This is a genomic window from Microterricola viridarii (assembly GCF_900104895.1).
GTDB classification, from domain to species: domain Bacteria; phylum Actinomycetota; class Actinomycetes; order Actinomycetales; family Microbacteriaceae; genus Microterricola; species Microterricola viridarii.
In genome coordinates, this window is sequence record NZ_LT629742.1 from 83,757 (window position 1) to 97,859 (window position 14,103).

General features: G+C 69.2%; 11 protein-coding genes. 3 read left to right on the top strand and 8 right to left on the bottom strand.

Annotated features, from left to right (window positions below; genetic code table 11):
* Positions 1–46: 46 nt before the first annotated feature.
* Together BLT62_RS00405 and BLT62_RS00410 are read right to left on the bottom strand one after the other, a co-directional pair.
* Positions 47–1,519 carry an APC family permease gene (locus BLT62_RS00405; RefSeq protein ID WP_083362275.1) on the bottom strand — a complete coding sequence of 491 codons (1,473 nt, stop codon included), beginning with the start codon at positions 1,517–1,519 and terminating at the stop codon, positions 47–49.
* Between the two features lie 250 nt (positions 1,520–1,769).
* A complete protein-coding gene (locus BLT62_RS00410) occupies positions 1,770–3,917 on the bottom strand; it encodes an ATP-dependent Clp protease ATP-binding subunit (RefSeq protein WP_083362276.1) in 2,148 nt (715 codons plus the stop codon).
* 205 nt (positions 3,918–4,122) lie between these two features.
* On the opposite strand from BLT62_RS00410, the gene BLT62_RS00415 reads away from it, so the two are divergent.
* Entirely contained in the window at positions 4,123–4,998 is an 876-nt protein-coding gene (locus BLT62_RS00415) for an SMP-30/gluconolactonase/LRE family protein (RefSeq protein ID WP_083362277.1), read from the top strand.
* A 231-nt stretch (positions 4,999–5,229) separates the two neighbouring features.
* Here the strand turns inward: BLT62_RS00415 and BLT62_RS00420 are convergent, their stop codons facing one another.
* The 3 genes from BLT62_RS00420 to BLT62_RS00430 are packed head-to-tail and all read right to left on the bottom strand — an operon-like array spanning position 5,230 to position 7,950.
* Positions 5,230–5,892: a TetR/AcrR family transcriptional regulator gene (locus BLT62_RS00420; RefSeq protein WP_083362278.1), complete on the bottom strand. Its 663-nt coding sequence runs from the start codon at positions 5,890–5,892 to the stop codon at positions 5,230–5,232.
* A 58-nt stretch (positions 5,893–5,950) separates the two neighbouring features.
* Entirely contained in the window at positions 5,951–7,222 is a 1,272-nt protein-coding gene (locus tag BLT62_RS00425; RefSeq protein WP_083362279.1) for an ABC transporter permease, read from the bottom strand.
* Positions 7,219–7,950 carry an ABC transporter ATP-binding protein gene (locus BLT62_RS00430; RefSeq protein ID WP_083362280.1) on the bottom strand — a complete coding sequence of 244 codons (732 nt, stop codon included), beginning with the start codon at positions 7,948–7,950 and terminating at the stop codon, positions 7,219–7,221. Before BLT62_RS00430 ends, BLT62_RS00425 begins: the two co-directional genes overlap by 4 nt.
* Before the next feature lie 141 nt (positions 7,951–8,091).
* Between BLT62_RS00430 and BLT62_RS00435 the strand changes: the two genes are divergently transcribed.
* Positions 8,092–9,546, top strand: coding sequence for a class I adenylate-forming enzyme family protein (locus BLT62_RS00435; protein WP_172829590.1), 1,455 nt, complete (start codon positions 8,092–8,094; stop codon positions 9,544–9,546).
* Positions 9,547–9,628: 82 nt separating this feature from the next.
* Here the strand turns inward: BLT62_RS00435 and BLT62_RS00440 are convergent, their stop codons facing one another.
* The 3 genes from BLT62_RS00440 to clpS all read right to left on the bottom strand — a co-directional run bounded on the left by BLT62_RS00440 (position 9,629) and on the right by clpS (position 12,759).
* Positions 9,629–11,707, bottom strand: a complete 2,079-nt coding sequence (locus tag BLT62_RS00440) for an InlB B-repeat-containing protein (RefSeq protein ID WP_083362282.1) — start codon at positions 11,705–11,707, stop codon at positions 9,629–9,631.
* A gap of 201 nt (positions 11,708–11,908) precedes the next feature.
* Positions 11,909–12,472: a DUF2017 family protein gene (locus BLT62_RS00445; protein ID WP_083362283.1), complete on the bottom strand. Its 564-nt coding sequence runs from the start codon at positions 12,470–12,472 to the stop codon at positions 11,909–11,911.
* Entirely contained in the window at positions 12,469–12,759 is a 291-nt protein-coding gene (clpS, locus tag BLT62_RS00450) for an ATP-dependent Clp protease adapter ClpS (protein WP_067231105.1), read from the bottom strand. Before clpS ends, BLT62_RS00445 begins: the two co-directional genes overlap by 4 nt.
* A 179-nt stretch (positions 12,760–12,938) precedes the next feature.
* Between clpS and solA the strand changes: the two genes are divergently transcribed.
* A complete protein-coding gene (gene solA, locus BLT62_RS00455) occupies positions 12,939–14,093 on the top strand; it encodes an N-methyl-L-tryptophan oxidase (RefSeq protein ID WP_172829591.1) in 1,155 nt (384 codons plus the stop codon).
* The last annotated feature ends 10 nt before the right edge of the window (positions 14,094–14,103 follow it).

Below are 14,103 nucleotides of genomic sequence, written 5' to 3' on the forward strand. Positions count from 1 at the left end.
GTGATGCCCGGTGGGCGGCGGGCGTGCGGAGCCGGGGTGATGTTGGTCAATCCTCGCCGAAGCGCTCGATGACCTGGGCGTAGGCCTCCGGCCGCTTCGCGCGCAGCACGAGGGCCTGCACGAGGCCGATGACCGGCGCGACGATCACGACGGCGAACAGCACGGCGCTGAGCACGCCCCAGCTGGGGTTGCCGTCCGCATCGACATCGCCGACCAGCAGCGGGAAGTTCGCGGCGATGAGGCCGGCCGAGACGAGCAGGCCGATGAAGCCGAGGCCGGGGGCGATGACCGTGTGCCAGGGGCTGGTCAGCACCCGGGTGCGCCGGAAGTAGGCGATGACCGAGAGGCAGGTGAGCGCCATCAGCAGCACGATCGCCAGCGTGCCGATGCCGGCGAACCAGGCGAAGATGTTCTCCGCGGTGAAGCCGATCAGCACGAGGAGCACGACGACGGTGGCGGCGGTGCTCACCTGCACGACGGCAGCGCGGTGCGGCGAACGGTGCCGAGGGTGGACGATGCCGAGGCTGTCCGGCATCACTCGCGCGTTGGCCATGCCGTGGTGGTAGCGGGTGAGCACGTTGTGCAGCGAGAGCACGGCGGCGAACATGCTGCCCATGAACAGCACCGCGATGATGATGCCGCCGATCGGGCCGAGGTACTCGTCGGTGATGCGGGAGAGCAGGGTGGCCGGGTCGGCGGCGGCCTCGTCGATGACCGCGGACTCGCCGAATCCCATGATGACGGCCCAGCCGGCGAAGGCGTAGAACACGCCGATGATGACGGCCGAGGCGTAGGTCGCGCGCGGGATCGTGCGCTCGGGGTCGCGAACCTCGTTGCGGTAGACGACGGTCGACTCGAAGCCGATGAAGCTGGCGATCGCGAACATGAGGCCGAGCGCCGGCGAGCCGGAGAGGATGTTCTCGAGCGAGAAGGGGCTGAGCGAGAGGCCCTCCGGGCCGCCCGTGATCAGGATGACCAGGCCGAGCAGCAGCACGATGCCCATCTCGGCGCCCAGCACGATGACGAGCACCTTGGAGCTGAGCTCGATGTGGCGGTAGCCGAGCACGCCCACGACGGCGATCGAGATCAGCGTGAAGACCCACCAGGCGATCTCGGGGCCGCCGAGCAGCGCGATGCTGGAGCTGAGCGTTCCGCCGAGGTAGCTGAAGACGGCGACCTGGACGGTGGTGTAGCAGGCGAGTGCGAGCCACGCCGTCGCCACACCGGGGGTGCGGCCGAGGCCGTGGCTGACGAAGGTGAAGAAGGATCCGGCGTTGGGGATGAAGCGGCTCATCGAGGTGAGCCCGACGGCGAAGAGCAGCAGGATCCCGGTCGCGACGAGGAACATGACCGGGAAGCCCAATCCGTTGCCGACGAGGAGTCCGATCGGGAGGAGGCCGCCGACCACGGTGAGCGGGGCTGCCGCGGCGATCACCATGAAGGTGACGGCGACGGTGCCGAGATTGCCGCTCAGACGCCGATTCTCGGCCGAGACGACGGTGCCTGCGGATTGCGTCATTGGGTCCTCCAGGATGGGCGGCAAGCCGCAAGAATCATTGGTCTATGTTCTAGCCCATTAACTTCCTGGAGCGCAAGTGCCCGTTTTCCCGTGGCGCAGCGGATGCGGGGCGGCGCTGCTCCGTCGTCGCGACGCGGCCCCTTGCGCCGCCGTGCATCCCGGGGCGGGTTCTCGACAGACGCAAGCGGCGGACACACGACAGGCCCAACCGCGGGAATCCCCGCTGATTGGGCCTGTCGAGATCGGGCGACTAGTCGGCGCCCACCGTGAGGCCGTTGCCGTCTGCGGCGAGATCGACCCGCACCAGGTCGCCGTCGCGCACCGCCCCGCTGAGCAGGGCATTCGCGAGCTTGTCGTCGATCTCGTGCTGCATCAGGCGGCGCAGCGGCCGGGCCCCGTAGATCGGGTCGTAGCCGCGCTCGGCCAGCCAGCGCCGGGCATCCGGGGTCACCGCCAGGGTGAGCCGGCGGCTGCTCAACCGCTTCGACAGCCGGTCGATGTAGAGCTCCACGATCTCGCCGAGCTCCTCCTGCGTCAGTGCAGAGAACACCACGATGTCGTCGAGCCGGTTCACGAACTCGGGCTTGAACGCCTGGCGCACCAGCTGCTGCACCGCGGTCTCCTTCTCGGCCCAGGTCAGCGACTGGTCGACGAGGAACTGTGAGCCGAGGTTCGAGGTGAGAACCAGGATGACGTTGCGGAAGTCGACGGTGCGGCCCTGGCCGTCGGTCAGCCGGCCGTCGTCGAGCACCTGCAACAGCACGTCGAACACCTCCGGGTGGGCCTTCTCGACCTCGTCGAGCAGGATCACCGAGTACGGACGCCGCCGCACGGCCTCGGTCAGCTGACCGCCCTGCTCGTACCCGACGTAGCCGGGAGGGGCGCCGACGAGGCGCGAGACGCTGTGCTTCTCGCCGTACTCCGACATGTCGATGCGGATCATCGCCTTCTCGTCGTCGAACAGGAACTCGGCGAGCGCCTTGGCGAGCTCGGTCTTGCCGACGCCGGTCGGCCCGAGGAACAGGAAGGAACCGGTCGGGCGGTCGGGGTCGGAGATGCCCGCACGGGTTCGGCGGACGGCATCCGACACCGCCGCGACGGCCTTCTTCTGGCCGATCAGGCGCTTGCCGAGCTCGCTCTCGAGGTGCAGCAGCTTCTCGGTCTCGCCCTGCAGCAGCCGGCCGACGGGGATGCCCGTCCACGCGGCGATGACGGCGGCGATGTCCTCCTCCGTCACCTGCTCGTTGACCATGCGGTCCTCGATCGGGTCGTTCTCGGCTTGCTCGGCCTCCGCCAGCTGCTCCTGCAGCTGCTTGATCGTCGTGTACTCCAGCTTCGACGCCTCGGCGTAGTTCGCCTCGCGCATGGCCCGGTCGCGGGCGCGGGTGGCGTCGTCGAGCTTCTTCTTGAGGTCGCCGACGGCGTTGAGCGAGCGCTTCTCGCGCGCCCAGCGGGCCTCGAGCACCTTCAGCTCGGACTCCTTCTCCCTCAGCTCCTCGCGCAGCTTCTCGAGGCGCTCCTTGGAGGCGTCGTCCTTCTCCTTCTTGAGGGCGAGCTCCTCGACCTTCATCCGCGCGACCTGGCGCTGCAGCTGGTCGATCTCCACCGGCGAGGAGTCGATCTCCATCTTGAGCCGGCTCATCGCCTCGTCGACGAGGTCGATCGCCTTGTCCGGCAGCTGGCGCGAGGTGATGTAGCGGTTGCTCAGGGTGGCCGCCGCGACGAGAGCGCCGTCGCTGATCGTCACCCCGTGGTGCGCCTCGTAGGCGCCCTTCAGCCCGCGCAGGATCGCGACGGTGTCCTCGACGCTCGGCTCGCCGACGAACACCTGCTGGAAGCGGCGTTCGAGGGCGGCATCCTTCTCGATGAACTCGCGGTACTCGTTGAGCGTGGTGGCGCCGATCAGGCGCAGCTCGCCGCGGGCGAGCATGGGCTTGAGCATGTTGGATGCCGCGACGGAGCCCTCTCCGCCGCCAGCGCCCATCAGCGTGTGCAGCTCATCGATGAAGGTGATGATCTCGCCGTCGGACTCGGTGATCTCCTTGAGCACGCTCTTCAGCCGCTCCTCGAACTGGCCGCGGTACATGGCGCCGGCCACGAGGGCGCTGAGGTCGAGCGAGACGAGCTTCTTCCCCTTGAGCGAGTCGGCGACGTCGCCCTCGACGATGCGCTGGGCCAGGCCCTCGACGACGGCGGTCTTGCCGACGCCCGGCTCGCCGATGAGCACCGGGTTGTTCTTGGTACGGCGGGTCAGCACCTGGCTGAGCCGCCGGATCTCGGCGTCCCGGCCAATCACCGGGTCGAGCTTGCCGCTCGCCGCGATGGCGGTGAGGTCAACGCCGTACTGTTCGAGGGCGCTCTTGGCTTCTTCCTGAGGAGGCTGCTGGTCTGGCTGCATGGCATTCCCTTTCGTACCGCGATCGGCCACCGGGGTGTGGCGGCCGAGCAAACTTGAGTCGATGTGGCTCAAGTTTACCAAGGCGACTGCCGGAGCGGAAGTGCCGCCCCCTGTGCGCGGGCTGTGAGTTCGACGGCCCCGCAATAGGCTGGCGGACACGCCTCTCCCCCTCAGCGACGCAGCGCAGCGCGCCCGAAAGGACAGCATGACCCCGAACCCCGCTCCCACCGTCAGCGTCCTCGTTCCGCGCCGCGCGATCTGCGGGGAGGGGCCGTACTGGCACGCGGCGAGCGGCAGCGTGCTCTGGGTCGACAACGAGCGGGGCGAGATCCTCCGCACCGACCCGGCCACCCTCGACACCGCCGTGACCGTGTACCCGCCGGGCATCGGCGCGGCCGCCCCGCGTGAGGCCGGCGGCCTCATCGCCGCCACGGGCACGGGCTTCGTCGGGCTGGCGGATGACGGCACGGTGACGCACCGCGTGGACTGCCTGGCCGACGGCATCCGCATGAACGACGCCAAGGCCGACCCGGCCGGGATCTACTGGTCGGGCAGTTGCGCACTGGACTTCGCCGCCGGGAGGGGCGGCTTGTGGCGGCTCGACGAGAACTGGCGGGCCGAGCAGGTGCTGGAGGGCCTCGCGCTGCCGAACGGCCTGGGCTGGAGCCCCGACGGCCGCACGTTCTACCTGGTCGATTCGATGGCGCGCGCAATCTACAGCTACCCCTTCGACCCGGAGACGTCCACGCTCACCCCGACGCCGAGCGTGCCCGTCGGCCCGGAGGCGTTCACCGCACTGCCCGACGGCCTGGCAGTCGACGTGCGCGGGCACCTCTGGGTGGCCGAGTACGGCGGCGGCGCCCTGCACGAGTTCGCGCCGGACGGCACGCGGGTGCAGCGCATCGCCGTCCCGACGGCGCAGACCACCTCGTGCGCCTTCGTCGGCCCCGAGCGGGATCAGCTCTGGGTGACGTCGGCCGCGAACGGGCTGGACGAGGACGCCGAGCCGCTCGCCGGCAACGTGTTCCTCGTGACCGGGCACGGCACCAGCGGGCTGCCGGTGGCGAGCTTCCGCGGGTAGGGCGACAGGAAACACAGGACGAGAGCGGGGCGGGGCCGCCCTGCGACTGTCGCGCTGCTCTCGACCTGTGTTTTGAGCAGCGTTGGCTTCGGTCGCAGGCTCCCTCGAGCCCACGTGGGTGTTGGCTTCGGTCGCAGGCTCCCTCGAGCCCACGTGGGTGTTGGCTTCGGTCGCGGGCTCCCTCGAGCCCGCGTGCGCGAGGTGGTGCCCCGCTGAGCGAGCCTGTCGAAATCAGGCGCGGCCGGCGATCCGCCCGACCAGCGCCGTCGCGTGCCGCACGGTCTCCTCGAGGGGCGGGGCAGAAGCGCCCTGCGCCTGGCGCTGCTGCATGGTGAAGCGGAGCACCCCGATGGCCAGCGAGACGACCATCTTGGCCTCGTCGACGAGCTCGGGGTCAGCGGCCGTTGTGCGCCCGTCGGCGGCGAACCGCGCGAGCACCAGATCGACCAGGAGCTGCTCCTGGTCGGCCAGCCACTCCATCCACTTGCCGGTGAGCTCGCTCGAGCTCTGGAACACGCGCATGCGCGCCTCGAACCAGGCACCGTCGCCGGCACCGCCCATGAGCGCGTGCGCCATCCGCTGCGCGAGCGCGCCCAGCACGTCGTCGGAGCGGTCGGCGAGGAAGCGCTCGGCGTCGGCATCCGTGATCGCGGCCGGGATCAGGCCCTTGGCGAAGCCCTCCTTCGATCCGAAGTAGTTGAAGAAGGTGCGCTGGGAGATCATGCTGGCCGCGCAGATCATGTCGACGGTCACGTTGTCGTAGCCGTGTTCGAGCGAGAGCGCGAGCGCCGCCTCCTCGATGGCCGCCCGGGTGGCCGCGCGCTTGCGGGCGCGCAGCCCGTCCGGGTTGCCCGGCTGCTGCTCGGGGTGTTGCTCGGGGTGCTCCTCGGCCATGGGTCCTTCCTACCGCAGCTCCGACCGAATCGCGCCCCTTCGGCGCGATTGGCCGGGATTACTCGTAGCGCAGCGCGTCGATCGGGTTCTGCTTGGCGGCGCGCCGGGCCGGGAGCGTGCCGGCCAGGAAGGCGATCGCCATGACGATGCCGATGATGGTGGCGATGGATGCCGGGGTGAACAGCATGATCGTCAGGCCGGGCAGCCCGGAGAGCACCGTCGCCGAGAGCGCGCTGCTGATGCCGGAGCCGAGCCCGATCGCGACGGCGGCGCCGAGCGCCGAGCCGAGCAGGCCGATGAAGATCGCCTCGAAGCTGAACAGGGCGAAGATCTTGCCGCCGCCCATGCCCATGGCCTTCATGAGGCCGATCTCGCGGGTGCGCTCCTGCACGCTCATCAGCAGCGTGTTGATGATGCCGAAGCCGGCCGCGATGAGGGCGATCACGGCGAAGGCGTTGAGCACGCCGATGATGCCGTTGATGACGTCCTGGATGGCGCCGATCTGGTCGGCGACCGTCATCCCCAGCAGGCCCTGCTCGGTGAGCGCGGCCTGGATGTCGTCGAGCTGCGCCGGCGTGGTGCCGTCGGCCAGGTAGGCGATCGCCATCACGTAGCCGCTCGGCACGGCGGCGGGCTTGCCGGTCTGCCTGAGGGCGTCGAGCCCGTCGCGCAGGTCGGCGTTCAGGCCTGCCCCCGCGGCGAACAGCGAGTCGTTCTGCACGCCCTGCACGACCGCCTCGACGGTGTGCTGGGTGCCCTCGTAGTCGGAGATGGCGAGCGTGACGGGCTGCCCGATCGCCGACTCGGCGTCGGCGAAGCCGAGGCCGTCGACGTAGCTGGCGGGCAGCAGGATCTGGTTCTGGCCGGCGCCGTTCTCCAGCTGCGCGCCGGCGGCGAGGTCGATGGTGGCGATGCCGGCCATCGGGTTGACGGCGATCTCGAACCTGCCGTTGCCATCGAACTCGATGAAGTCGGGCGAGAGCATGACGGCGGGCTGCACGTCGGCGATGCCGTCGACGGCGGCGATCGCGGTCACGTCGTCCTCACTGAGCAGTGACATCCCGCTGGCGGTGGACTGCTTGTCCGGGTCATAGGGCGTCGGGCCGTCGCCGGCGGGCGCGGCATCCGGGGCCGAGGAGACGGTGAGCATGGAGTCGCCGCCGATCGAGGAGATCTGGGCGTCGATGTAGCTGGAGACGCCGGCCCCGATGGCGCTCGTGATGGTGAGCGTGAACGCGCCGATGAAGATCGCGATGACCGTGAGCAGCGTGCGCACCTTGTTGCGGAAGGTGTTGGAGACGGCGGACTTCAGAACGTCGAGGGGGTTCATGCGGTGGCTCCTGCTGCCGAGTTGGCGGGGGCGACGGATGCGGCGGCATCCGGGACTGCCTCGAGCCCGTCCTTGATGAAGAACTGGCGGTCGCAGCGGGCGGCCAGCTCGTGGTCGTGGGTGACGATGATGAGCGTGATGCCCTGCGTCTTGTTCAGGTCGAACAGGATGTCCTCGACGACGGCGCCCGTGGCCGAGTCGAGGTTTCCGGTCGGCTCGTCGGCGAAGATCACCGAGGGGTTGTTGACCAGGGCGCGCGCGATGACGGCGCGCTGCTTCTGGCCGCCGGAGAGGTTGGTCGCCTTGTTCTTGGCCTTGTCGGCGAGCTCCATCTGCTCGAGCACGGCCATGCCGCGGGCCTTGCGCTCGCGCGGGCCGACGCCGGCGATCATCAGCGGAAGCGTGACGTTGTCGAGCACGCTGGAGTTGGGGGTGAGGAAGAACTGCTGGAACACGAAGCCGAAGTCCTTGTTGCGCAGCTTGTTCAGCGCACGCGGCTTGAGCTGCTTCGCGTCGGTGCCGGAGACGCTGATCGTGCCACGGTCGGGCTCGTCGAGCAGCGCGAGCAGGTGCATCAGGGTCGACTTGCCCGATCCGCTCTTGCCGACGATCGCCACGGACTCACCGGCCCGAACGTCGAGGCTGACCCCCTTGAGCGCGTCGAAGCGGCCGTCGCCGTGCCCGTAGGACTTGCCAATGTCCCTGGCCTGCAGAATCAGTTCAGTCATGGGCACAGACTAGGTGCAGAAGCTGAATAAATGCAGTTACTGCACTGTTGGCGCATGCGGTTCAGAACTGCCTTTTGCTCAGCATTTGTGGTGCGGCACGTCCGCCAAGAGCGACCCCGATCGACGCACTACCCTGACGGGGTGAATGACGCAGAAGTGATCAACCCGTTCGTATATCTCCAGCGCAACGCCGAGGCCAACCCCTCGGGAGTCTTCGTCGAGACCGCCACCCAGAAGGTGCTGAACTCCGAGGCTTTCGAGCTGGCGAAGAAGATCGCCTACGAGTTTCGCCACCTCGGCGTGAAGCCGGGCGATCTGGTCGCGCTTGACCTGCCGGAGACGCTGAGCATGATCTTTGCCGAGGCCGCCTTCCACGAGGCCGCCGTGAGCACTGTATTGCCCCACGGCTACGTCGCCGACGGACTTTTCGCCATCGACTGGATCTTCAGCAGTGCGACCCCGGCTCCTGCCGCACACGGCGGTGCGCGCGTGATCAGTGTCGATGCGGCATTCCTGCAGCGGGTGGAGCAGAACCCTTACGGCATCACCCCGCGCGATTTCGATTCCGAGCTGAGCACGGCGCGGCTCGTCTTCTCGAGCGGCACGACCGGGCGGGCGAACGCCATGGAGTACTCACTCGGGATGCTTGAGTACTGCACGGATGCCGCCGCAGACACCTGGCTGGCCGGCGATCCCTGCCTCACGCTCTTCCCGACCGCCACCCCGTTCGGCTTCTTTGCCTTCTACCTGAGCGTCAAGATTGGAAAGCCGTACTGGTCGGTCGAGGCGGGCGACCCGGCGAACATCATCGAGATCGCGCTGCGCAGTTCGGCGACAGCACTCAGGGCGTCCCCCGCGCAACTCGCAGGCCTCGTCGATGTGCTCGAGGCGCGAAACCAGACGCTCCCCGCCGTGCGGGAGGCGCTGACCGTCGGCTCGGTCATGCCGCCGGCCTTGTCTGCCCGGGTGCGCGCTGCGACCGACGGCTGCGTTATCCAGAACCTCTACGGCTCGACGGAGGGCACGGTTGCGCGCCTGCGCCTCACCGATTCAGACGACCCTTTCGATGGCGGCCAGCCGCACCCGCGCTCAGACGTGCAGATCGTTGACGAGAACCACGTTGAGGTGCCCGACGGCCAGATCGGACGCATCCGCCACAAGAGCGCGTACATGATCCAGGAGTACGTGGGAAACCCCGCAGCCACTCTCGAAGCCTTCACCGACGGATGGTTCTACCCGGGCGATCTCGGGCTGATCCGCCCCGACGGCGGGCTCACGCTCACCGGGCGGGTCTCAGAGGTGCTCAACGCGGGCGGCGTGAAGGTCGACCCCGCCACGCTCGATCTGTTTGCCGTCACGCACCCCCTGGTCAGTGACGCCGCAAGCTTCGAGTACGAGAGCAACACGGGCCTCAAGCAGATCGGGATCGTGCTTGTCACGGAAGACGGACTCGACGTGCAGGCGCTGATTCGCGACTTCGGCACCCAGTTCGGCGGCGCCGCCCCGAAGCTCGTGGCCAGGATCGACGAGATCCCCCGCAACACCATGGGAAAGCCGATGCGGCGCGCCCTCGCTGAGCAATACAAACAGAGCTGAGCAACGCCCCGGCGCACCCTGCCGCCGGGCAACGCAAAGAGCCGCCCGAGACTTCTCGGGCGGCTCTCTGCGTGGCCTGGAACTAGTTGGTCTTGCGCGCGCGTCGCGCACGCACGGCGAGCAGCCCGGCGCCCAGGCCGAGGGCGGCCAGGGCGAGCGAGGCGGCGCTCGGGTCGACTGCGGCACCGGTTTTCGCCAGCGGCCCCTCGGCCTTCGGCGGAGCCGGAGTGATGCTCGGCGGCGTCGTGGGGTTCGGCGTCGGCGTCGCGACCGCGGTCCACTTCGCGAAGAACGTCGTCGACGCGCTCACCGGAGCCGAGAAATCCGCCGGAACGGTCAGAGCCGCATCCGAGAACCACCCGTTGAATGTGAACCCAGCCGCCGTCGGATCTACCGGCTTCGCCACCGTGCCACCCGTGACGACCGTCACAGGAGCAACGGTGCCGTGACCGTTCGTGTCGAAGGAAACCGTCACCGTCACCGGAGCGACGGCGCTCCACTTCGCGTAGAACGTCGTCGACGCGCTCACCGGAGCAGGGAAGACCACCGGAACCGTCAACGCCGCATCCGAGAACCAGCCGTCGAATGTGAACCCGGCCGCCGTCGGGTCGGTCGGCTTCGCAACCGTGGCACCCACGGCCACCGTCACCGGGGCAACGCTCGCGCCGTGACCGTTGCCGTCAAACGACACCGTCACCGTCACCGGAGCGACCGCAGTCCACTTCGCAAAGAACGTCGTCGACGCGCTCACCGGAGCAGGGAAGACCACCGGAACCGTCAACGCCGCATCCGAGAACCAGCCGTCGAAGGTGAACCCAGCCGCCGTCGGATCTACCGGCTTCGCCACCGAGGAACCCGTGACGACCGTCACGGGAGCAACGGTGCCGTGACCGTTCGTGGCGAAGGAAACCGTCACCGTCACCGGAGCGACCGCAGTCCACTTCGCGTAGAACGTTGTCGACGCGCTCACCGGAGCCGAGAAATCCGCCGGAACGGTCAGAGCCGCATCCGAGAACCACCCGTTGAATGTGAACCCAGCCGCCGTCGGATCTACCGGCTTCGCCACCGTGCCACCCGTGACGACCGTCACAGGAGCAACGGTGCCGTGACCGTTCGTGTCGAAGGAAACCGTCACCGTCACCGGAGCGACCGCAGTCCACTTCGCGTAGAACGTTGTCGACGCGCTCACCGGAGCCGAGAAATCCGCCGGAACGGTCAGAGCCGCATCCGAGAACCACCCGTTGAATGTGAACCCAGCCGCCGTCGGATCTACCGGCTTCGCCACCGTGCCACCCGTGACGACCGTCACGGGAGCAACGGTGCCGTGACCGTTCGTGTCGAAGGAAACCGTCAGGTTCTGGAGGCTCCAGCGGACCACGGCGATCCCACTCGCGCCGTTGCGGTCCGGGCTCACAACGCTGCCACCGCCGGCGCCACCGCCACCGCTGTTTACCGTCGGGGCGATCAGAGCGAGGCTCCCGTTCACGAGCGCACCGCCACCGCACGTCGCGGTGCCGACGGTAGTGCCGGAACCGTTGGCCCCACCGCCGCCGTAGCAGCTCGTGTCGCCCTCGAACAGCGATCCGGGCGCTGCGACGCTGGCGGCGGTTGCTCCGGCACCACCATTAATGCCGACAGCAGCCGCTCCAGCACCGCCGCCTCCGCCCTGCTGGACACCGGCGTTGCCGGAGCCGCTCGCTCCCCCCGAACCGTTCATGCCGCTGGAGCTCGACGAACCAGCGGCTCCGCTGCCAGCCGACTCTGCGACCGAGCCCTGGGCCGCTGTGGTCGGCCGACTGCTCGAACCGACCGTGACGGTGACCGGCGACATGGAGCCCGCGTCGAATCCGACAACCTTGACTTGACCACCGCCACCGCCACCGCCGGGGGCATAGCCGGCGTTCGTCACGGCGCCAGCACCACCGCCACCGACGAGGAGGACCTCCAGTTTCGTCATCGCGGCAGTGGGCTGGAAGGTCGCGTTACCGGCTGTGATCTTCATTTCACAGACGTTGCCGGCGGGGTCGAGCAGCGTTCCGCCCGTCGCGGTGCACGCGTCCCCCGTCGCGTTCGCGGGCGATACCGCCCCGAACAGCGAGGTGAAACCGATCGCCGCCGCTGTCGCCACGAAGGCGGTTGTCTTTGTTGCCGCTTTGCGCATGTTGCTCTTCCTTGAGGCTTCCCGCTCCCTCAGCGCGCAGCACAGCAGAGCAGTCGGGAGAATCCGCCGACCTCGGCGGAGCGCTTCCGATAGTAGGGGACGCGAACGCCCTTTTTTGGACGGCGTCTGCTTTTTGGGCCACCTGGGCACAAGATCGCCCCCGCATTGGGGGCGGCATCGGGACGGCTGCTATAGCTCGGCCTACGGCAGATCGGCCTCGACCGCACCGATCAGCGAGTCCTGCAGGAAGGCGGCCCAGTCGTAGACACCGCGCTGCAACTCGCGCAGCTGGGCGAGCTCCTCCGACGCGGCCGCCGCGGCATCCGACAGCGAGCCGTCATCGGCGACCCCGATCGAGTCGGCCAACACGAGGCGCAGGTCGGTGAGAAAGGTCAGCCAGGCCAGCAGCGCCTCGGGGTCGATCTCGATGTTGTGGCCGTAGCGCTCGTCGTCGATGCCGAGGGCGGATGCCGCCTCAACGGCTTCGCGCACCGTGACGGCCGCGTCGATCTTGCGCTTCTGCAGCTCGGGCCGGGTATAGCGGGCGAACTCGGCCGCGGCCGAGGTGTCGTCGCTGTAGGCGACGGGGAACAGCCGGGTGAGGCCCGGCGAGGCGGGATCGGACTCACTGAGCAGCGTCTCGACCTGCCCGGCGAGAGAGGCCAGGGCGTCGGCCTCGTCGCCGTCCAGCTGCAGCAGCACGGCGCGCGTGCCGCCGGAGGCCAGCAGGTCGGTGCGGCTGGCTGCCGCCACGATCCGGCTCATGCGTCGGCCTTCGTCAGCGTGGCCTGCAGCCCGTAGCCGTGCAGCGCCTCGACGTGGCGCTCCATCTGCTCGCGGTTGCCACTGGCGACGGCCGCCTTGCCCTCGGTGTGCACCTGCAGCATGAGCTGCTCGGCCTTCTCCCGGCTGAAGCCGAAGTAGCTGCGGAACACGTAGCTCACGTAGCTCATCAGATTCACCGGGTCATCCCAGACGAGCACGAGCCACGGCGTCGCGAAGCGCGCCGCCACGTCGCTGACGGTGTCAGTTGATTCCAACAGTTTCGACATCCCTTCCAGTCTCCCACGCAACCCGCGGCCCGATCCCGCGGGCGAGTCAGCAGCTCTGGCCGATTTCCGGCCGTGTGAATCGTTTCAGACGGCCGGCAATGCCGTGTCGATGACGATTCGAGACGGGCGCGCGACGCCGGCATTGCGACGGTTGCTAGCGTCGAAGGGTGAGTGAACGCGTGAATGTTGCAGTTGTCGGCCTCGGAGCGATGGGGGCCAATGCACTGTGGCGGCTCGCCGAGCGCGGGGTGAGCGTCGTCGGGTTCGAGCAGTTCCAGGTCGCGCACCCGCTCGGTTCCTCGCACGGCGTCACCCGGCTGTTCCGCGAGGCCTGCCTGGAGCACCCCGACCTGACACCGATCGCGCAGCTCTCCAAGCGACTGTTCCGCGAGCTGGAGGAGCTGAGCGGCCAGGAGCTGCTGCGCATCACCGGCGGCGTGATGCTGGGCGCCCCCGATTCCGACGTGATCGCGGGCACGCGGGCCGCGGCATCCGCACACGGCCTACAGCTGGAGGAGCTCGACGCCGGCGAGCTGGCCGCGCGGTTCCCGCTGCTGGCCGGGCTGGCCCCGGCGGATGTCGCGGTGCTCGACCCCGGGGCGGGCGTCGCGTTCCCCGAGCCGACGATCCGCGCCGCCGTCGTGCGGGCGCGCGCGCTCGGCGCCACGGTGCTCGAGAACACCCGCGTGCTCGCGATCGAGCCGGGCGAGGATGGCGTCGTCATCCGCACGGCGAGCGGGCAGTGGCTGGCCGACCGCGTGATCCTCGCCCAGGGCGCCTGGCTGGCGGCCGAGCTGCCGTGGGTCAGCCTGCAGCCGATCCGCACGCCGATGACCTGGTTCGAGCCGGCCGAGCCCGCGGATGCCGCGGACTTCGGCCTCGAGCACCTGCCCGTGTTCGTGCGCCAGCTGAGCGAGAGCGAGGTGCTCTGGGGGCACGGCTCGGTGGGGGCGGCAGCCGGCCCGGAGAAGGGCGCGCTGCTCAAGGCCGGCGTCGGCGACATCTGGCAGGAGCGGGTGCGCATCGACCCGGACGAGCTGGACCGCGGCGTGAAGCCGGCCGACTGGCGGCAGGTCTCGGAGCTGCTCGGCCGGGCCGTGCCCGGCATCGAGCCGCTGCCGGCCCGCGTCGACCCGTGCATGGTGACGATCTCGCCGGACGACCAGTTCGTCGTGGGCCCGTCGCCCCGGCATCCGCGGGTGATCGTCGGCGGCGGCGACAGCGGGCACGCCTTCAAGCACGGCCCGGCGCTCGGAGAGATCCTGGCCCGCTTCGCCCTCGACGAGCCGCAGCTCGTCGACACCGCCTTCATCGACCCGGCCCGCTTCGCCTAGGCGCTCGGCC

Excerpts from the sequence above, each read along its gene's own strand:
- BLT62_RS00405 (WP_083362275.1), bottom strand. The coding sequence starts at position 1,519 with ATGACGCAATCCGCAGGCACCGTCGTCTCGGCCGAGAATCGGCGTCTG.
- BLT62_RS00410 (WP_083362276.1), bottom strand. The coding sequence starts at position 3,917 with ATGCAGCCAGACCAGCAGCCTCCTCAGGAAGAAGCCAAGAGCGCCCTC.
- BLT62_RS00415 (WP_083362277.1), top strand. The coding sequence starts at position 4,123 with ATGACCCCGAACCCCGCTCCCACCGTCAGCGTCCTCGTTCCGCGCCGC.
- BLT62_RS00420 (WP_083362278.1), bottom strand. The coding sequence starts at position 5,892 with ATGGCCGAGGAGCACCCCGAGCAACACCCCGAGCAGCAGCCGGGCAAC.
- BLT62_RS00425 (WP_083362279.1), bottom strand. The coding sequence starts at position 7,222 with ATGAACCCCCTCGACGTTCTGAAGTCCGCCGTCTCCAACACCTTCCGC.
- BLT62_RS00430 (WP_083362280.1), bottom strand. The coding sequence starts at position 7,950 with ATGACTGAACTGATTCTGCAGGCCAGGGACATTGGCAAGTCCTACGGG.
- BLT62_RS00440 (WP_083362282.1), bottom strand. The coding sequence starts at position 11,707 with ATGCGCAAAGCGGCAACAAAGACAACCGCCTTCGTGGCGACAGCGGCG.
- BLT62_RS00445 (WP_083362283.1), bottom strand. The coding sequence starts at position 12,472 with ATGAGCCGGATCGTGGCGGCAGCCAGCCGCACCGACCTGCTGGCCTCC.
- clpS (WP_067231105.1), bottom strand. The coding sequence starts at position 12,759 with ATGTCGAAACTGTTGGAATCAACTGACACCGTCAGCGACGTGGCGGCG.